This is a genomic window from Natronolimnohabitans innermongolicus JCM 12255 (assembly GCF_000337215.1).
GTDB lineage: Archaea > Halobacteriota > Halobacteria > Halobacteriales > Natrialbaceae > Natronolimnohabitans > Natronolimnohabitans innermongolicus.
The window spans coordinates 63,488-81,438 of record NZ_AOHZ01000041.1; the positions used below are offsets into that span (position 1 = coordinate 63,488).

Here is a 17,951-nt window from a genome sequence, read left to right on the forward strand (position 1 = left end):
TCTGCTCTCTCTATGACTGCCACGCTGTTTTGCTCGAGTGACGACGTCTCGGACCTCGCATCGCCCGCAGACTACGTCGACGCCGTCCGCGACGGCTACCGCCAGCGCGGCGAGGGCGCCCCCGCCCAGCCGCGCTCGAAGTTCTTCCGCGCCGACCCCGAGGGGATGCTCACGACCTACGCCGCCGTCCTCCCCGACACCGGCGCGATGGGCGGCTACATGTACAGCGCCGGCTTCGGTGCCGGCGACGCGTGGTTCATGACCCCGCTATTCGACGCCGACAGCGGCGCGCCCCTCGCCCTGCTCGATGGCGCGAGCATGAACCCGCACAAGACCGGCGCCGCCGGCGCCGTCGCCGTCGACGAACTCGCCCGCGAGGACAGCGACACGCTCGCGATCATCGGCAGCGGCGCGCAGGCTCGCGGCCAACTCCGCGCGACGGCGACCGTCCGCGAGTTCGCCGAGGTTCGGGTCTATTCGCCGACGCCCGAGAGCCGCGAGTCGTTCGCCGCCGACGCCGACGACGCCCTCGAGGCAGACGTGCGCGCCGTCGACTCGAGCGCGGCGGCCGTCTCGGGTGCCGACGTCGTGGTCACGGCCACCCGCGCGACCGAGCCGGTGTTCGACGGCGACGACCTCGAGCCCGGGACCCACGTCACGGCGATGGGACAGTACTCGCCGGATGCGCGCGAAGTGGACACCACGACCCTCGAGCGGGCGACCTACGTCCCCGACCTGCGGGACCGCGCGACGTTCGACTCCGGGGAGTTCCTGCAGGCGCTCGAGGAGGGCGCGATGACGGAGGACGACATCCACGCGGAACTCGGCGACATCGTCGCGGACGAAGCGCCGGGTCGGACGAGCGACGACGAGATCACGTTATTCGACAGCGGCGGGACGGGCATCGAGACGGTCGCCGCGGCGTACATGCTCTACGAGCGTGCCGAACGCGAGGACGTCGGACAGACGATCGACTTCGCGCCCGCGAGCGAGGCGCTGACCGGGGACTAGGGCTATCGAACCCGACTCGAGGCGCCTCAATTAGGTGACGTCGGTCGAGGCGGGAACGCAGTGCGACCGTGGCAACGGGAATTTCCACGTCCTCCCCAGCCGATTCGCTCGCTGCGCTCGCTCATCCCTCGCACAAGGTCGTGCGACGGTTCGCAGCGGCTCACCGTCGCACAGCGCGCGCCACCGCACGTAGATCGACCCAGCGTACGTAGTAGAGAAATAGATCAATCGAACTCGAGCCGACGACCGCCTACGCCGCGGGGCGAACCTTGAAGCCGTACCGCGTCACGCCCTCCTGCGTGTAGATGCGACGGATCGTCGTCTCGATTCGATCCCCGACCGCGAAGTCGTCGGGGTCTGCGTCGGTGCCCATCGCGGCGATGCTCGCGGTATCACCCGCGTCGTCTTCGAGCGCGACGATTGCCGCCGCGTAGTCGCCAGCGCGGGACTGCTGTTCGGCGAACTCCGGCGGCGCGCCGCCCTGCGAGATGGTCGTGACGGCCTCGATCTCGCCCTCGCCCGAGAGGCGGACGGACTCGTATTCCTCGAGCGCGCCGCAACTCGAGCAGGCGCCCGCGGGCGGGAACTCGAGGGCGCCGCACTCGGGGCACCGTCCCGCTTCCAGGTTGTAGCGCTGGGGGATCGAGCGCCGCCAGGAGGGGACGCTCACGTAGGCGCCGCCGCCCGACGGCGGGCCGGTCGTGACGACGCCGCGCTGGCGCAGGTACTCGGCGTACGAGAGCGGGTCGTCGCCCTCCAGGGCGGTCTCGGCGGGCACCTCGCCGTCCGCCTCGATCGCGAGCGCGTCTGCGCCGGCGCCGCCGCCGTGAGAGACCGCGAGGATCGACTCGTAGCCGTCCGCGAGCGCGCTGGCCAGCGAGACGGGAACGCTCGCGGCGCCCAGATCGCCCAGGTCGTGGACCGTCGCGGCGGCCTGGATCTCGTCGGTACCGACGCCGGCCGCCCCCGCAGCGCGGTAGGGGAGCTTCCCGTCGGGGGCCTGAATCGCGGCCGCCTCGGGCTCGAGGTCGGCCTCGAGGCCGTCGACGGCGCCGCCGATGGTTTCGGTGAAGGCGGCGCGGTCGTACTGCGTAACGCCCAGCCCCTGCGTCTCCGCCTCGCCGGCGTTGCGAAACCGGGTACCGGGATAGGGAACGGCGTACTCGGCGCGGTCGACGACCTCGGCGGGGCCGTCGCGCTCGACGACGAACGCGGCGGCGCCGGCGCCCGCGGCGTGGTCGACGCCGTCGTCGGGGTCGCCCTTCGGCGCGTCGGCCGCGACGACGAGCGCGGTCGTCGCCGACGACTCGAGGGCGTCCGCGCTGGCCCAGATCGCGCGAGTTCCGGCGCGCGTGCTGCCCGAAAAGAGCTGTCGCGTCGCGGTTTCGTCGAGGGCGAGCATCGCCCCCAGCCGAGCGGTGAGGTCCGCCTCGGCTTCGGGCGGGGTCGAGGAGGCGAACCCGAGCCAGTCGACCGCGGCGGGGTCGACGTCGGCCGCCTCGAGGGCCTTCGTCGCGGCCTCGTACCCCATCGTCAGCGCGTCCTCGTCGGCCGCGGGGACGGCCTTCTCGCTGACGCCGGCGGCCTGGAACTGCCCCCAGGCCTCCTCGAACGCCTCGGACGTGATGCGAAACCGCGGTGCGTAGGCGCCGACGCCGGTTATCGCAGTCATTACGCGCTCACCTCCGTTTCCGCGTCCTTCTCGAAGATGTGAACCACTGACGCACCGCCGCTTCCGCCGACGTTGTGGGTCAGCCCGCGGGTCGGATTCTCGACCTGTCGGTCGCCCGCCTTCCCCGAGAGCTGTTTGAACGCCTCGACGACCTGTCCGGCGCCGGTCGCGCCGATCGGGTGGCCCTTGGATTTGAGCCCGCCCGACGTGTTGACGGGGAGGTCGCCGCCGAGTTCGGTCGCGCCGGAGTCGATGAGGTCGCCGGCCTCGCCCTGCTCGCAGAAGCCGAGATCCTCGTAGGCCAGCAGTTCGGCGATGGCGAAGCAGTCGTGTACCTCCGCGAAGTCGAGGTCGTCGGGCTCGACGCCGGCCATCTCGTAGGCCTGTTCGCCCGCCCGCTGGCTCGCCGGCACGCCGGTGTAGCTGTCGCGCTGGAAGAGTCCGACGGTGTCGCTGCTGGCGCCGACGCCCGCGACTCTGATCGGGTCGTCCGTGTACTCGTCGACGACGTCCTCGCTGACGATCAGCGCGCAGGCCGCGCCGTCGGAGGTCGGACAGCAGTGATAGAGGTTGAGCGGATCCGCGACCACGGGCGCCGACTGGGCGTCCTCGAGCGAGCACTCGAAGCCCAACTGCGCGTGGGGGTTTTTCGCCCCGTTCGCGTGGTTCTTGACGGCGACCTGCGAGAGGTGTTCGCGCGTGGTGCCGTACTTCTCCATGTGGACGCTCGCCATCTGGGCGTAGACGCCCGAGAACGTGGTGCCCGAGAGCCGTTCCCACTCGGTCTCGCCGGAGACGCCGAGCCAGTACTTCGTCGCGTCCGAACTCATGTCGGACATGATCTCGAAGCCGCCCGCGAGGGCGACGTCGGCCATCCCCGATTTGACGGCCTGGACGGCCTGGCGGGTCGCGAAGCCGCTGGCCGCGCAGGCGTTTTCGACCCGCGTACAGGGAACGCCGCCCAGTCCGACGTGTTCGGTCACGGCCGGCCCGGAGAGGCCGAGCTGTCGGCCGCCGACGCCGAGCGTCCCGATGAACGCTTCGTCGACGTCGCTCGCTTCGATCCCCCTGGGAACGCTGTCCGTCGCCGCCTCGAACGCCGTGCGGAACAGCGACCGGTAGCTCTCCTCGGGGAAGGCCCCGTACTCCGACTGTCCCGCGCCGACGAGGTACGCATCTCGCATGCCACTGACTGCGATTTGCAAAGTCAAATAAGTGTACACTCGAGGCGAACGCTGTAGCCCGGCACGGTCGGCGGGATAAACTGTGGAAAGTCAGTAGGCGATCCGATCGTCTCTCGAACGCTCTTGGACGTCGACCGCCGGCTTCGCCTCGAGGCCGAACGCGATACCCTCTCGCAGCGTGCGGTTCGACACGGGGTTCAAGCGCCTCGCTCCCGTACCGTTTGCCATGGCCCGTGCGGCAGAGCTGGCGTCCGTCCTCGAGACGACCGAATCGCTGGCGATCGTCTGTCACGACAACCCCGATCCGGACTGCCTCGCCAGCGCGCTCGCGCTCGAGGCGATCGCGAGAGACCAGCACGTCGAGTCGGTGACGATCGCCTACGGCGGCGACATCTCCCACCAGCAGAATCGAGCCTTCGTCAACATGCTCGAAATTTCCCTCGAGTCGGTCGAGCACACGGATATCGACGCCTACGACTGCGTCGCGTTCGTCGACCACTCCCAGCCGGGATCGAACACGCAGCTTCCCGAGAGCGTCACGCCTGACGTCGTCATCGACCACCATCCCGGTGATCCGGTCAGCGCGACGTTCGAGGACATTCGAACCCGCTTCGGCGCGACCGCGACAATTTTCGTCGAGTATCTCTCTGACCTCGAGACGGATCTGACGACGCGGCTGGCTTCGGCGCTACTGTTCGCACTCCACCGCGAGCGCCTCGATTTCGTCCGCGAGCCGACCCGACGGGAGTACGAGGCGGCGCTCGCGGTCTACCCCGCGGCGGATCTCGAGACCTTAGAACAGCTGTACGGTAGCGCGTTCTCGCCGGGAACGCTCGACGCGATCGGGCGGGCGATCGCCACGCGAGAACGGCGCGGCTCGTCGATGGTCGCCAGTGTCGGCAAGACCTCCGAGACCGACGCCCTCCCGCAGGCGGCGGACTACCTGTTGAACTTAGAGGGCGTCGACACCGTGCTCGTCTACGGCATCATCGAGGACGCGATCAGACTGAGCGCGCGATCGATCGACCCGCGGGTGCAGATCGGCGAGGTGCTCCAGCAGGGCTTTGGCGAACTCGGCGCCGTCGGCGGCCACCACGACATGGCCGGCGGCCGGATCGAACTGGGACTCTTCGCGGACGCGACCGACGACGACGAGGATCAGGCCGCGCTCCTCGAGTTCGTCAGCGGGCGACTCACGCGTCGGTTCTTCGACGCGATGAATCTCGACGACGAGCGCTGAGCCGACGGGTCACCTCCCGACGGTCAGTCGATATCGATCGAGTGTGCCCCGTCCGTCGACTCCACCGTCGGGAGCCGAACCGTCAGGACGCCGTTCGTAAGCGTCGCCGTCACCTCGTCTGCGTCGACCGGCGCGGGGATGCCGACGCTCCGACTGAACGACTGCGTCTCGCGCTCGCGACGGAGATACGTCGCTCCCGAGTCCTCCGGATCGTTCGTCTGCGTCGCCACGTCCCGGTCGCGCTCCCCGACGATCCGAAGCGTCTCCCTCTCGAGTCTAATATCCAGGTCGTCGGGTTCGTAACCGGGGACGTCGACCGTCACCACGAACTCGTCGCCGCGGTCGGCCAGATCGAGTCGCGTCGCCGCGCCGCTCGCCGAGAGGTCGAGATGGCCGCGCTCTTCGAGCGCTGACTCGGAGGTGCGAGCGACGCGCTCGAGGTGTCGGCCCAGGCGCTCGAGAGCATCCTCGATACCGTCGCGAGGGTCGTTGCTGGATGACATACTCTCGCACAGCTACGGGATCGACGGCGAAAAAACCCACTCTCGATGCGAGTGAGGGTCGGTGGAATGAATATGTCGCTTCCGACGGTTGCGGCAGAATCGAGGGATGGGCTGGCCGTTTTTAGGCTCCTCACCCTAGGGCCGAACATGACTTCTGCACTGTTCGTCGTCAGCGAGGAAGGCTACTGGGGAGAGGAGTGCGTCGAACCGCTCGAGACGCTCTCGGACGCGGGCGTCGAGATCACGGTTGCGACGCCGTCGGGCGGACCGCCGGAACTCGACGAGACGTCGGCCGATCCCGACGAAGTCGGCGAGGAAACCGCCGAGCGCGTCCGGGAGGTCCACGAGAACGACGAGCGGCTGAACGATCCGATCCCGACCGCGCGGGCCGACGCCGAGGCCTACGACGCCGTCGTCTTCCCCGGCGGTCACGGCACCGAGTGGGACGTCAATCAGGACCACGACGCGCGGCGACTCCTCCGAGACGCCGTCGAGGGCGAGGACGGGACGGCGCTGGTCGTCTGTCACGCCGTCGGCATCCTCGCGTTCGCCCGCGACAGCGACGGCGCGTTCATCGTCAACGGCCGCGACGTCACCGGCTTCCCCAACGAGTGGGAAGAGGACATCGTCGACGAAAACGACGTCATGCCGACCGGCCGCAAACTGCCCTACTGGGTCGAAGACGAGGTGCAGGTGGCCGGCGGCAACTGGGACGCCGAACTCGAGGCCGACACCAGCGTCACCGTCGACGGCGACCTGATCACCGCCCGCGGCCCCGAGTCCTCGAGCGCCGCCGCCGAGACGCTGCTCGACGAGCTGGGTGTCGACGACTGACGGGTGATAGCACGCGTCACTCAGCAAGTGTAGCGCCCGTCGACCGAGTCCGTTATACGCGGTGATTCCCGAGAACACACGTGGTCCCTGCTGAATCGAATCCGTCCGCACAAGCGCAGTTAGAGAGCCGTAGCTACCGAATTACGGTCGACGACGGCCGCGAATCGTTCTTCGCGCTCAGCATCGAAGACGCCGCCAACGACGACGCCTGGCTCATGTCCGACACCGTCGTCGCGCTCGAGAACGAGCGGTAGTTTCGTCGAGCCGTCTCGACTCGTTATCGGAGCCACTGAGACGAGTTACATCCCGATCACGATTCCCTCCGTCGATCGAATGTCAGCGTCTTTCATACGGTTTACTGTCCGTCAGTTCCGGCGCAACAGCGACCCGCATGGCGGTTGCGCCGGCACATCGGTACAGTAATCCGTATCAGTGAGTACGATCGCAGTTCAGTTCGACGCGAGGCGTCGATGAGAAAGGGCATGAACGAGCGCGTCGTTTCCCCGTTCGATGCGACGGCGTACGCTTCTGGCGACCGGCGGCGTTCTGGTCGGGGCGGCGACGACGGGCGTCGTGAGCGACCCGACGGGAAACGACCGACTACTGGCCGCGGCCCGCGACCCCGGCGACGGGGGCGAGGCCAGTACGACGACGGAACGGCTCCTGGCCGATACCGACCACGAGACGACGCTGTACGCGATCGACGCGCCGAGCGACGGGCCCACGGCGATGATCTTCGGCGGCGTCCACGGTGACGAACGGAGCGGGATCGACGTCGCCCACGAGGTCACGGAGTGGTACCCGGACGCCGGGACGCTCGTCGTCGTTCCGGAGACCGATCGCGTCGCCGTCGAGAACGACGAGCGGGAGGGCGTCGACGGCGATCTGAACCGTCACTTTCCGGCCGACGAGGAGCCCCGGAGCGCCCTCGCTCGCGGCGTCTGGGACGCCGTCGAACGGCACGATCCCGACGTCGTCCTCGACCTCCACCGCTCGCTCGGCATTCTCGGCCTCCACCAGGAGTACGTCGGGCAGGCGGTCTTTCACTCACCGGGCGCGGACGGCGAGGCGCTCGCGGACCGCCTCGACGACGACGCCGTTCCGTGGTACCTGCCGTTTCACCGGTTTACGTCCCTCGAGTCGAACGCCTCCGGGCCGTTGCTCTTCCAGCACGCTGCGCGGGAACTCGGCGCCGACGGCTACCTCTTCGAGACGACCGAATTCCTGCTCGACCGCGAGACGAAAGTCGAGATGACGCGGCTGGCGACCGCCCACGTCCTTTCGCTCCACGGGCTGCTCGAGGCCGGTGAGTCGGCGTGAGCCGCGACAATCTCCTCGCGGAAGACGATTCGACGCTCCGCGGCTGGCCGGGGCTGCCCGACTCGTTGCGTCGCGCCGCGACGGGTCCGGCGACGGCCGCGACGTTCGCCCTGCTGGTCGTCCCGTTCGCGCTGGGCTGGTACGACGCCGCGCTGTTCTCGCCGCTCGCGCTGCCGGGCTACCTGCTGTTCGGAATCGGAACGGCGATCGGCAACGCCGTCGCCCCCCGCTTCGAGTTCTGGCTCTACTGGGCGCCGTTTCTCGCGGGTAGCTACGGCGTCTCGGTGATCGTCGGCTACGGATACGAGCGATGGATCGCCCGTACCGACGATCGCTCGAGCCTGTGACGGCGAGGCGACCTGAATCAGTCCATTTTTACGCAACGGCGGGGAAGAACGGGGTATGAGCTTCGAGGAAGACGATCGCGTCGTCCTGCACGACGAGCACAGCGAGTTCGACGGCGAGACCGGCACGATCACCCAGACGATGGAGTCGATGTTCGGCGACGTCACCTACACCATCAGCTTCGAGGACGGGCAGGAGGCCGGCGTTCCCGAGGACGCCCTCGAAGAAGCCGACGAAGACGAGGACGAAGAGTAACGTCACGGCTCGATCGGATTCGACGACGAGTCGACACGATCACCGCCGAAACACAACCACCCCGATACGATCAGGTTCCGAGTTCGCAGCATGCCACAGATTCCGCTTCACTACGTCGATTTACGCACGTTCTGTTACGCCACCGAAGACGAGAAACGCGTCGAGCAGGCGCTGCGAACCTTTCTCCCCGGCGGCGAGACCAAGGACGCAGACGAACACGAGGACGAGCCCTTCGAGATCGAGCGCACCGAAAGCGAGGGCCACTACGGCGACCGCATCCTCGTCCTCTCGGCTCGCGTCGAAAACGCCGACGACGTTCGCCACGTCCTCTCGCGACTCGCTGACCTCGAGTCGTTCGACACGTTGATCGACGAACTCGACGACCGCGTCACCGAGAACACCGAGCTCTTCTTGCGACTCGACAAGCAGGCGGCCTTCGAGGGCGACGTCCGCCTCGGCGAGGGGATTACCTTCCGCGGGAAGGTCGAAGCCTACCCCGCCAAGAAAGAACAGGCCGTCGAGAACGCCGAGGAGGTCCTCGAGCGACTGCGCGACGAGGAGCCCTAGACTCGAGTCGAATCGGATCGATTCTACCGTCGTCCACGTTCGCGGACGACCGGCGACACGGAGCGATTATCGAAGGCGTCGGTACACCCGAAGCAGCATCGACGTCGCCGTCCCGAAGCCGGGGACACGCGACGAGACGGCGGCCGCGCCGAGCAGCAGTAGGCCGCTCTTTCGACGTCCTTTCGCGAGTTCCATGACGCCGTCGAGCGCGGTCGTAACGACGCTGGCGTTTTTCAAGAGGGTCGTCCGGTCGGATTGAGCACGCGTGGAAGCCATGACGCCCGATACGAGGGGCGCCACCGGCAAACAGTGGGGGCCTGCAGGTGTCGGGTCGGAATGGAGTCTCCGTCGCGTCAGTGCGGGTCGGCTCTCGACCTCGAGAAGGGGCAGCGATGTCCGCGAAATCCACCGTTTCGCGGGCGCGTCGGGACAAACGTTATTCGCCTCGAGGCCCTTTGTCAAATAATGACACAATCTGCGCTCGGGTTCGCGCCTGCGCCCGTTCCGCTGCAGGCCGACGACCCGCTGTTGCTCGTCGGCGCACTGCTCGTGGCCGTCGTCGTCGCGACCGTCTGGTCGATGGTCGAGATCGTCGACGCCTACGACAGGGGCGCGCTCACCGTCTTCGGAGAGTATCGCAAGCTCCTCGAGCCGGGGCTGAACATCGTCCCGCCGTTCGTCTCGCGGGTCTACACGTTCGATATGCGAACGCAGACGCTCGACGTGCCGAGTCAGGAGGCGATCACGCGGGACAACTCGCCCGTGACCGCCGACGCGGTCGTCTATATCCGGGTGATGGACGCCAAACGCGCATTCTTGCAGGTCGACAACTACGAGCGGGCCGTCTCGAATCTCGCCCAGACGACCCTGCGCGCAGTTATCGGGGATATGGAACTCGACGACACGCTCAGCCGTCGGGAGATGATCAACGAGCGCATTCGGACCGAACTCGACGAACCCACCGACGAGTGGGGAATCCGCGTCGAATCCGTCGAGGTTCGTGAAGTCACGCCCTCGAGGGACGTCAAGGGCGCCATGGAGCAACAGACCTCCGCCGAGCGAAAGCGCCGCGCGATGATTCTCGAGGCCCAGGGTGAACGCCGCAGCGCCGTCGAGAAGGCCGAAGGTGACAAACAGAGTGAGATCATCCGCGCCCAGGGTGAAAAGCAAAGCCAGATCCTCGAGGCCCAGGGTGACTCGATTTCGACCGTGCTGCGAGCGCGGTCGGCCGAATCGATGGGCGAACGCGCGATCATCGACCAGGGAATGGAGGCGCTGGCGGAGATCGGCCAGAGCGAGTCGACGACGTTCGTCATGCCCCAGGAGCTCACCTCGATGGTGGGTCGCTACGGCAAGCACCTCTCGGGCAGCGACGTCAAAGAAGACGGCGACCAACTCGAGAGCCTCGAGTTCGACGAGGAGACCCGCGAACTGATCGGGCTGGACGACATCTCCGAGATCCTCGGCGAGATCGAGGACATCGAGATGGACGTCGAGGCGATGGAACAGGAGGCCCAGGCGATCCAGGAGGGCGAGGATATGCCGGCACAGACGGGCGATACGGTCGACGTTTCGGAGGCCAGACAGCGAGACGCCGATACGGACGGTGGAACCGACACTGACACCGACGCCGACGGGAGCGGTGACGGTGACGCCGCCCGCGACGGCCGCTGAACGCCGACCTGACTCGATCGCTTCCCCGCCGTCGCTCGCCGTCAGCGAGCGCGGCGCTTTTGCCACTCGCCTGCGAGTGATTTCGTATGCACGTACACGTCGTCGGTGACGACCCCGTTCGGGAAGCGGTCGTCGCCGCCCTCGGAGACGTCGACGTCACCGTCAGGGACGCAACGGCCGACGACCTCGCGGACGCCCGTTTCGCCGTCGTCAGCGGCGTCGCCGGCACGCCGGTCTTCCAGCGCGCGAACGAGACGGCCCGCGAGGGTGGGACGCCGTGGATCGCCGTCGAGATCGGCGGCGCCGGCGGCCACCCGCTCGAGGGCGTCGACGCCGCAGTGTCGGGATTCGCCCCGTCGACGGGCTGTTTCGAGTGTCTGCGCCGGCGCGTCCACGCCAACCTCGAGGAGGGGGATGCGGCCGAGAACGCCGCGGGCGACCGCAGCGCGGCGCGGCTGGCCGGCGCGCTCGCCGGCCGAGAGTGCGTTCGCGTGCTCTCCGGCGACGAGCGATCGGTGATCGGCCACACGGTCGAGTTGCCACACCAGCGGCGGCGGTTCCTGCCCGTCCCCGGCTGCGACTGCGCCGACGGCGAGCGCGACCGAACGCTCGAGCGCGACGACGACTCGCTCGACCTCGACGCGGCCGTCGAGCACGCCGAGGCGGCCATCGACGACCGCGTCGGCGTCGTGACGAGCATCGGCGAAATCGAGTCGTTCCCGGCGCCGTACTACCTCGCGACGACGACGAACACCGCGAGCTTTTCCGACGCCAGCGCACCGACGCAGGCCGCCGGCGTCGCCGACGACTGGAACGCGGCGCTGATGAAAGCCGTCGGCGAAGGCCTCGAGCGCTACTGNGACCTCGCGGACGCGGTCGCGCCGACGGACCTCGTCCGACCCGACGACGCGGCCGACTACGACCCGAGCGAAGCGTACCGCTGGGTTCCGGGCGAGAATCTCGCGACCGGCGACGAGGTGCACCTGCCGGCGGCGGCCGTTCAGTTCCCCCAGCCCGGCGACCGTCTCGTGCCGGCGATCACGACCGGGCTCGGACTCGGCTCGTCGACCGTCGACGCCCTGCTGTCCGGATTGACGGAGGTTCTCGAGCGCGACGCGACGATGCTCGCCTGGTACTCGTCGTTCGACCCGCTCGGGCTGGCCGTCGACGACGAGGCGTTCGCCGTCCTCGAGCGACGAGCCGGAAGTGAGGGGCTGTCGGTGACGCCGCTGCTCGTCACGCAGGACGTCGACGTTCCCGTCGTCGCCGTCGCGGTGCATCGGGATCCGGACGCGTTTGCGGGTGAAGACGAACCGAACGGGGACGACTGGCCGGCGTTCGCCGTCGGCTCCGCGGCGGGGCTCGACGCCACCGCGGCCGCGCGCTCGGCGCTCGAGGAGGCGCTGCAAAACTGGATGGAACTGCGAAATCTCGGCCCGGAGGAGTCGGCCAACGCCTCCGGCGAGATCGGCGAGTACGCGTCGTTCCCGGCCGCGGCGCGGTCGTTCGTCGATGTCGACCAGACCGTGCCGGCCGACAACGTCGGGCCGACCGACCCGCCGTCGGGGTGGGACGCCCTCGATGAAGTGGTCTCGCGGACGACTGATGCAGGATTGGTCCCGTACGCCGCGCGGGTGACGACTCGAGACGTCGCACAGATCGGATTCGAAGCGGTGCGCGTCGTCGTTCCCGGCGCCCAGCCGCTGTTTACCGGCGAGCCGTTCTTCGGCGAGCGGGCGACGACGGTCCCCGACGAGCTCGGCTTCGAGCCGGCCCTCGAGCGGGCGTATCATCCCTATCCCTGACGGCTCTCGACGCTGAGCGCGGAAGCGTCTCGCTGAGGCGGACAAGAGCAATCGATCGCCGAATCCACGAGGGGGCTATCGGTCCGTCGACGCCGAACTGATGGTCGACGGCCCGTATTCGGATCCGAATTGGATCCGTCAGTCGTCGCTCGAGTTCGTTTCGTCGTTCTCGTCGCCGTTTTCGGCGTCGGTCTGGTTATCCGGCTCGTCGGATTCGTTACCCTCTTCGACGACGTCTTCGCCCTCGTCGCGCCGGACTTCGATCACGAAATCGTCGTCGTAGAGTCTGATCGTGACGAGCGAGGTGTCCGGGGTTATATCGGCCGTCTGTACGTTCGCCAGCTCGTCGTCTTCGATGATCGCGACGCGAAGGCTCTGTTCGGTTTCGTCCAGATGGGGAGGCCCGACGGTCTCGTCGGGCGTAACAGTGAAGCTCTGTTCGTAGCTATCTCGGCTCGACCCCCGTTCGACGGCCCGGAGTTGAACGTTGTGCGATTGCTCGCCCTCGTTGTGGATCTCGACCGGGATCACGCCCTGCAGTCCGAAATGCTCGCGGACGCCGTCCAGACAGCCCGCGAGGGAGGCGGCGACGGAGGTTCCGGCGAGACCGAGTACCGTGCGGCGGTTCACGATCGAACCTCGGAAGCGAACGAACGTAGGCGTTACTCTTCGCGGCTCGGCCGACTCGGCGACCGATGGATGGGAACTGTAGACAGTTTCCACGTCATTTTATACCACGGAAGACCGATGTACAGCTATGGAGAAAGTCACGATCGACGACGTCGAGACCGAAACCAACCCGATGGACGTTCACACGATCAGACGGCCAGTCTCGAAGGCCCTCGGGTTCACCGACTTCGCGATGAACTACTTCGAACTCGAGCCAGGGGAGTCGTTCTCCGGCGGGCTCCACACCCACCACGATCAGGAGGAGGTGTTCTACGTTCAGGAGGGAACGGCGACCTTCGACGTTCGCGAATCGGCGGACGACGAGACGGAGACGATCACGGTCGGTGCCGGTGACGTGATTCGGTTCGCGCCGGGCGAGTTTCAACACGGGTATAACGACGACGACGCCGAGGAGACAGTCGCCGGCTTCGCGTTCGGCGCGCCCGACTCCCAGCACGACTGGGATCAGATCGAGTCGCTCCAGTACTGCCGCGAGTGCGAAGCCGAAACCGGTCACGGTCTCGAACTCACCGCCGACGGGGACTTTCGGATGACCTGTTCGGAGTGTGGGAACTCGTTCGTGGTCGGCTGAGCCTCGAGTCTCGAGAGCAGCGTCCCGACTCTCGATTCCTGGTCGCGGTGTCCCGACTCTCGATTCCTGGTCGCGGTGTCCCGACGCTGTAGAACGCGTACAGACGAACGACAGTCGGACTGCTTTTCACGGAGAACACCGAGCTATCGCTCATGGTAACGGGAGCGACGACGACGGTCGAGATCGACACCACACTGTTCATCACCGTCTCCGGGCCTCCGGGCTGTGGCGCGACGACGCTCTGTGAACAACTCAGCGACGCGATGGGCTGTCCGTACGTTTCCGGCGGCGACATCTTCCGCGAACTCGCCGAGGACAGGGACATGAGCCTCAATCAGCTGACCGCGGAGGCCGAGTCCTCCGACGAGATCGACCGCGCGTTAGACCAGCGCCTCCAGCAGATCGCCGAGAAGTGGGGCATGGCCAACAAGCCGTTCATCCTCGAGTCCCGGCTCGCGGGCTGGCTCGCCGGCGACCGAGCGGACCTTCGGATCTGGCTCGACGCCCCCGAAGACGTCCGCCTTGAGCGGATCGAGGACCGCGTCGAAACCGAAGCCGAGATGCGCGTCCGCGAGGTCAGCGAGGCCGGCCGCTACGAATCCTACTACGAGATCGATATCGGCGACCGGACGTTCTACGACCTTCACATCAACACCGCCCGCTGGAGCAAACAGGGCGTCTTCCAGATCGTCCGAACCGCACTCGAGGAGTACGACGCCGACGTCGACGAGGGCGCCTTCTCGACGCCCGAGATGAATCCCTAGGCGGGCGCCGGTCGATCGCTAGCACGTCGTTCGACAGTCGGTCGGAGGGGGAATCCGACCGTGGAGAAAGCTCGAGAGACGGCGATCGTAGATCGTGAATCGTGAATCGTGAATCGTGAATCGCCGGTCGATCAGTCGCCGTCGGGCGAGTAGTTCGGCGCCTCGTCGGTGATCACGACGTCGTGGGCGTGGCTCTCGGCCTGGCCGGCCGAGGAGACGCGGACGAACTCGCTGCGCTCTTTGAACGCGGGGATCGTCTCGGCGCCGACGTAGCCCATGCCGGACTGCATCCCGCCCGCGAGCTGGTGGAGCTCGGACTTCAGCGAGCCCTTGTACGGCGTCGCCGCCTCGACGCCTTCGGGAACGTACTCGTCGTCCTCGTCGGGCTCGTCCTTGAGGTATCGGTCGCTGTCGCCCGATTTCATCGCGCCGACCGAACCCATCCCGCGGTACTGTTTGTACTTCTTGCCGTTCATCGTGACGACGCGGCCGGGGGCCTCGTCGGTACCGGCGAAGTACGAGCCGAGCATGACCGCGTCCGCGCCCGCGGCGACGGCCTTGATCGCGTCGCCGGAGTATCGGATACCGCCGTCGGCGATGACGGGCACGTCGTGTTCGCTGGCGACGTCAGCGACCTGTGCGACCGCGGTGATCTGGGGCATCCCGGAGCCCGAGACGACGCGCGTCGTACAGATCGATCCCGGGCCGATACCCACCTTGATACCGTCCGCGAAGTCGACCAGATCCTCGGCCGCTTCCCGGGTGCCGACGTTGCCGACGACGACGTCGGCGTCGACGCTCTCTTTGATCTCGCGGGCGCCGTCGATAACGTTCAGGTTGTGCGCGTGAGCGGTGTCGATAAAGAGGACGTCTGCACCCGCCTCGTCCGCGGCCTCGGCGCGCTCTCGCTCGAAGGGACTGACGGCGACGCCCATCTGGAGGCGGCCATCCTCGTCGCGGACGGCCTCCTTGTACTCGCGGCGCTGGAGAATGCCCTGCATCGTGACCAGTCCCACGAGGAGGTTCTCGTCGTCGACGACCGGGACGCGCTCGATCTTGTGTTCGTACATCAGGTCGAACGCGTCGCGAGCGTCGACGTCCTCGTGGGCCGTGATGACCTCGTCGGTCATCGCCTCCGTGACGGGGTCGTCCTCGTTGACCTCGAGGTGCGGGCGGATGTCCGTACTCGAGATGATGCCGAGCACTTCGCCGCCCGTGTTGACGACGGGGGCGCCGCCGACGCCCTCGCGAGCCATCAGGTCGTCGATCTCGCGGACGGACATCTCGGGGTCGGCCGTGACGACCTCGTCACGGGGGATGATGAGCTCGTCGGCGCTTTTGACGCGCTGGATCTCCTCGACCATCTGGTCGATGTTCATGTTCCGGTGGAGGACGCCGAGGCCGCCGTGACGGGCCATCGCGATGGCCATGTCGCTCTCGGTGACGGTGTCCATCGCCGCCGAGAGGATCGGCACGGAAACCTCGACGTTCTTCGAGACGTTCGAGGTGAGGTCGGCATCGTCGGGTTCGACGCGACTCTCCTTGGGTCGCAGGAGGACGTCGTCGAACGTTAGCGCTTCCGGTACGTCGAGTTTCGCAGAATAGGGCTCGTGCTCTGGAACGTCGTTCGCCATGTAAACCGTCCGGCCCCGCTGGGGAAAAACGTTGCGAGTTGGGGCAGTTGTGACGGGGTGACGCGCCGCTCCAGGGCGGGAGCGCTCGTTACGCTCGAGTCTGAGCCTCGAGTTCGCGTCGAACGGCAGTACCGACTGGTACCACCGCCTACAACCCTGTACATAGACGCCCGTATCTGCGCTCTAGTGTCGCTAACTCGAGACGTCGTGCAACGAATTCCCACACAACGTTTATTGAGAACCCGGTCGTCGGTTCGGGTATGATCGCTGCAAGTTTCAGTGCATCCCGAACCGCTGGCCTGACGAGCGTCGACGCTGACGCCGCCAATTTCCAGTTCGGGAAATTTACACTGAAACCAACAGCGCGAGGCCGCAATCCCATGTGCTGGTCGTCCTACCAGGTACGGGATCGTCCACCCTATTGCCCACCGGCCTCGGGTCATGGCCACCAGCCCTGACCGATGAGTACGTCACGACACCCGGTTGCCCTCAGCCTCGAGCGGATCGTCGGCGGTGACACCAGACTGCTCGCGCTGGTGATGATGTTGCCCCTGATCGACGGCGTCTTCCCCGCGCTCATCCTCGCGGGCGCGTTAGACGACCCGCTCGGCGCGATTCAGGTCGGACTGTTGATCTTCGGCGGCAGCGCCACCGTCGCTGTCATCCTCGCGGAGATGAGCGGCACGCCCCGCGAGCAGGCCGCGATCGTCTTGCTCGTTGGCATCCCGCTGATCGTGCTATCGGCCGTCCAGGCCGCGCTGGCACCGGCGATCGAGAGCGTCATCAACATCGACATCTTCGAACGCTTCGCGGCGCTGGTCATCGCCGCCATCGCGGCCAAGACCGCCAGCGCGACGATCGGCGAGTACCTCCCCAACCCGATGGTCATCATCGGCCTGGGGCTCGTTGCCAGCCTCGAACCCGCCGGCGCCGAGTTCGTCATCATGGCGGATCCGTCGCTGGTCGCCAACGCCACCCTCGCGGCGGCCATCGGCGTCGCCTTCGCGCTCTCGATCGCGCTCGGTGGACCGTACCTGCGCATGTACATGGACATCGACCGCTTCCGCTTCGGCAGCGCGGTCGCGCTCGGCCTGCTCCCGCTGTCCCTGCTCGGGATGGCCTTCGGACAGGCCCCGCTTGCGGCCCTGATCGTTGCCGGCGTCTTCGCGCTCGACGTCTCGCTCGACGGCGACTCGAGCGATTCGGCCGCGAGCGACGACGGGCCCGCACCCGGGCCGGATCCGATCACCGACGGCGGCGACGCCGATTCGGACACCGATGTCGACATCGCACTCGAGGAACTCGAGGAAGCCATCGCCGACGAACCCGAACCGGAACCGTATCCGGGCGACGATTCGACGGACACCGAGGGTCGCGCCCCGTGGCTCTGAGTCGTCTGGAATCGAAACCACTTTAGGCAGGATCCACCAACTGAGACTCGAGGGGTCGTGGCCAAGCCCGGCATGGCGACTGACTCCAGAGGCAACGCGCCCGGGACGACACTCCAGACTGATATACTGATCGGACACCTGATCAGTGTCCGTGTGATGACCCTCTGGAGTTCCGAGGCGCACCGGAGATATCAGTCGATCGGGGGTTCAAATCCCTCCGACCCCATTTCCTCACCGCGAACAACGTCGTGAGTGGTGAGTGTTGGACGAAGAAGATTTGAATCAGGGACCAGTTTAGCTGCGATTGAGGTTCAAATCTTTCCGGCCCTCATTGCACCCGTAGTACGTAGTAGGGAGATGCACAGATTGGTGACTTCACACTACCACTCGGTCCACAGCTTGTCGAGTACACCACACCGTCGATACCCACGGCCGTTAGTTGCGACTCCCGAGAGAGGCTGTCCTCGAGTACGATGCAAATTGGACGCCGG

19 protein-coding genes and 1 tRNA gene are annotated in these 17,951 nt (G+C 67.0%); 14 read left to right on the plus strand and 6 right to left on the minus strand.

The features are described from left to right. The first annotated feature begins 12 nt into the window (after nucleotides 1-12). Nucleotides 13-1,011 (plus strand): ornithine cyclodeaminase family protein, encoded by a 999-nt coding sequence (locus C493_RS07980; RefSeq protein ID WP_007258922.1) that lies wholly within the window; start codon nucleotides 13-15, stop codon nucleotides 1,009-1,011. Between the two features lie 250 nt (nucleotides 1,012-1,261). On the opposite strand, the gene C493_RS07985 is transcribed toward C493_RS07980, so the two are convergent. Together C493_RS07985 and C493_RS07990 are read right to left on the minus strand one after the other, a co-directional pair. Beyond that, entirely contained in the window at nucleotides 1,262-2,683 is a 1,422-nt protein-coding gene (locus tag C493_RS07985) for a zinc ribbon domain-containing protein (RefSeq protein WP_007258923.1), read from the minus strand. Beyond that, the gene (locus tag C493_RS07990; protein ID WP_007258924.1) at nucleotides 2,683-3,867 is read right to left on the minus strand and encodes a thiolase domain-containing protein; all 1,185 of its coding nucleotides are present in this window, start codon (nucleotides 3,865-3,867) and stop codon (nucleotides 2,683-2,685) included. Before C493_RS07990 ends, C493_RS07985 begins: the two co-directional genes overlap by 1 nt. Nucleotides 3,868-4,093: 226 nt before the next feature. Between C493_RS07990 and C493_RS07995 the strand changes: the two genes are divergently transcribed. Then, entirely contained in the window at nucleotides 4,094-5,107 is a 1,014-nt protein-coding gene (locus C493_RS07995) for a DHH family phosphoesterase (RefSeq protein WP_007258925.1), read from the plus strand. Between the two features lie 23 nt (nucleotides 5,108-5,130). Here the strand turns inward: C493_RS07995 and C493_RS08000 are convergent, their stop codons facing one another. Further along, nucleotides 5,131-5,610, minus strand: a complete 480-nt coding sequence (locus C493_RS08000) for an Hsp20/alpha crystallin family protein (protein ID WP_007258926.1) — start codon at nucleotides 5,608-5,610, stop codon at nucleotides 5,131-5,133. 147 nt (nucleotides 5,611-5,757) lie between these two features. Between C493_RS08000 and C493_RS08005 the strand changes: the two genes are divergently transcribed. The 6 genes from C493_RS08005 (at nucleotide 5,758) to C493_RS08025 (ending at nucleotide 8,931) form a co-directional block, all read left to right on the plus strand. Next, the gene (locus C493_RS08005) at nucleotides 5,758-6,444 is read left to right on the plus strand and encodes a type 1 glutamine amidotransferase domain-containing protein (RefSeq protein ID WP_007258927.1); all 687 of its coding nucleotides are present in this window, start codon (nucleotides 5,758-5,760) and stop codon (nucleotides 6,442-6,444) included. An 80-nt stretch (nucleotides 6,445-6,524) separates the two neighbouring features. Continuing rightward, nucleotides 6,525-6,698: a hypothetical protein gene (locus C493_RS23380; protein WP_007258928.1), complete on the plus strand. Its 174-nt coding sequence runs from the start codon at nucleotides 6,525-6,527 to the stop codon at nucleotides 6,696-6,698. A 256-nt stretch (nucleotides 6,699-6,954) separates the two neighbouring features. Continuing rightward, nucleotides 6,955-7,764, plus strand: coding sequence for a succinylglutamate desuccinylase/aspartoacylase family protein (locus C493_RS08010; protein ID WP_007258929.1), 810 nt, complete (start codon nucleotides 6,955-6,957; stop codon nucleotides 7,762-7,764). Continuing rightward, nucleotides 7,761-8,111, plus strand: a complete 351-nt coding sequence (locus tag C493_RS08015) for a hypothetical protein (RefSeq protein WP_007258930.1) — start codon at nucleotides 7,761-7,763, stop codon at nucleotides 8,109-8,111. Before C493_RS08010 ends, C493_RS08015 begins: the two co-directional genes overlap by 4 nt. A gap of 55 nt (nucleotides 8,112-8,166) precedes the next feature. Then, the gene (locus C493_RS08020) at nucleotides 8,167-8,364 is read left to right on the plus strand and encodes a hypothetical protein (RefSeq protein ID WP_007258931.1); all 198 of its coding nucleotides are present in this window, start codon (nucleotides 8,167-8,169) and stop codon (nucleotides 8,362-8,364) included. Nucleotides 8,365-8,454: 90 nt separating this feature from the next. After that, nucleotides 8,455-8,931, plus strand: coding sequence for an RNA-binding protein (locus tag C493_RS08025; RefSeq protein ID WP_007258932.1), 477 nt, complete (start codon nucleotides 8,455-8,457; stop codon nucleotides 8,929-8,931). A 66-nt stretch (nucleotides 8,932-8,997) separates the two neighbouring features. Here C493_RS08025 and C493_RS08030 read toward each other — a convergent pair whose 3' ends face one another. Further along, nucleotides 8,998-9,207, minus strand: a complete 210-nt coding sequence (locus C493_RS08030) for a hypothetical protein (RefSeq protein WP_049889221.1) — start codon at nucleotides 9,205-9,207, stop codon at nucleotides 8,998-9,000. Between the two features lie 189 nt (nucleotides 9,208-9,396). On the opposite strand from C493_RS08030, the gene C493_RS08035 reads away from it, so the two are divergent. Together C493_RS08035 and C493_RS08040 are read left to right on the plus strand one after the other, a co-directional pair. After that, complete coding sequence (locus C493_RS08035) at nucleotides 9,397-10,605, plus strand: SPFH domain-containing protein (protein ID WP_007258934.1); 1,209 nt, start codon at nucleotides 9,397-9,399, stop codon at nucleotides 10,603-10,605. Nucleotides 10,606-10,691: 86 nt separating this feature from the next. Next, nucleotides 10,692-12,410 carry a YcaO-like family protein gene (locus C493_RS08040; RefSeq protein ID WP_007258935.1) on the plus strand — a complete coding sequence of 573 codons (1,719 nt, stop codon included), beginning with the start codon at nucleotides 10,692-10,694 and terminating at the stop codon, nucleotides 12,408-12,410. 138 nt (nucleotides 12,411-12,548) lie between these two features. On the opposite strand, the gene C493_RS08045 is transcribed toward C493_RS08040, so the two are convergent. Then, nucleotides 12,549-13,040, minus strand: coding sequence for a hypothetical protein (locus C493_RS08045; RefSeq protein ID WP_007258936.1), 492 nt, complete (start codon nucleotides 13,038-13,040; stop codon nucleotides 12,549-12,551). Between the two features lie 127 nt (nucleotides 13,041-13,167). Between C493_RS08045 and C493_RS08050 the strand changes: the two genes are divergently transcribed. Together C493_RS08050 and cmk are read left to right on the plus strand one after the other, a co-directional pair. Beyond that, nucleotides 13,168-13,671, plus strand: coding sequence for a cupin domain-containing protein (locus tag C493_RS08050; protein ID WP_007258937.1), 504 nt, complete (start codon nucleotides 13,168-13,170; stop codon nucleotides 13,669-13,671). A 152-nt stretch (nucleotides 13,672-13,823) separates the two neighbouring features. After that, entirely contained in the window at nucleotides 13,824-14,435 is a 612-nt protein-coding gene (gene cmk, locus C493_RS08055; RefSeq protein WP_007258938.1) for a (d)CMP kinase, read from the plus strand. Between the two features lie 131 nt (nucleotides 14,436-14,566). On the opposite strand, the gene guaB is transcribed toward cmk, so the two are convergent. After that, entirely contained in the window at nucleotides 14,567-16,069 is a 1,503-nt protein-coding gene (guaB, locus tag C493_RS08060) for an IMP dehydrogenase (RefSeq protein ID WP_007258939.1), read from the minus strand. Nucleotides 16,070-16,530: 461 nt separating this feature from the next. Between guaB and C493_RS08065 the strand changes: the two genes are divergently transcribed. Together C493_RS08065 and C493_RS08070 are read left to right on the plus strand one after the other, a co-directional pair. Continuing rightward, entirely contained in the window at nucleotides 16,531-17,460 is a 930-nt protein-coding gene (locus C493_RS08065) for a DUF5794 domain-containing protein (protein ID WP_007258940.1), read from the plus strand. A gap of 51 nt (nucleotides 17,461-17,511) precedes the next feature. Further along, nucleotides 17,512-17,686 (plus strand) — tRNA-Trp (locus tag C493_RS08070). The last annotated feature ends 265 nt before the right edge of the window (nucleotides 17,687-17,951 follow it).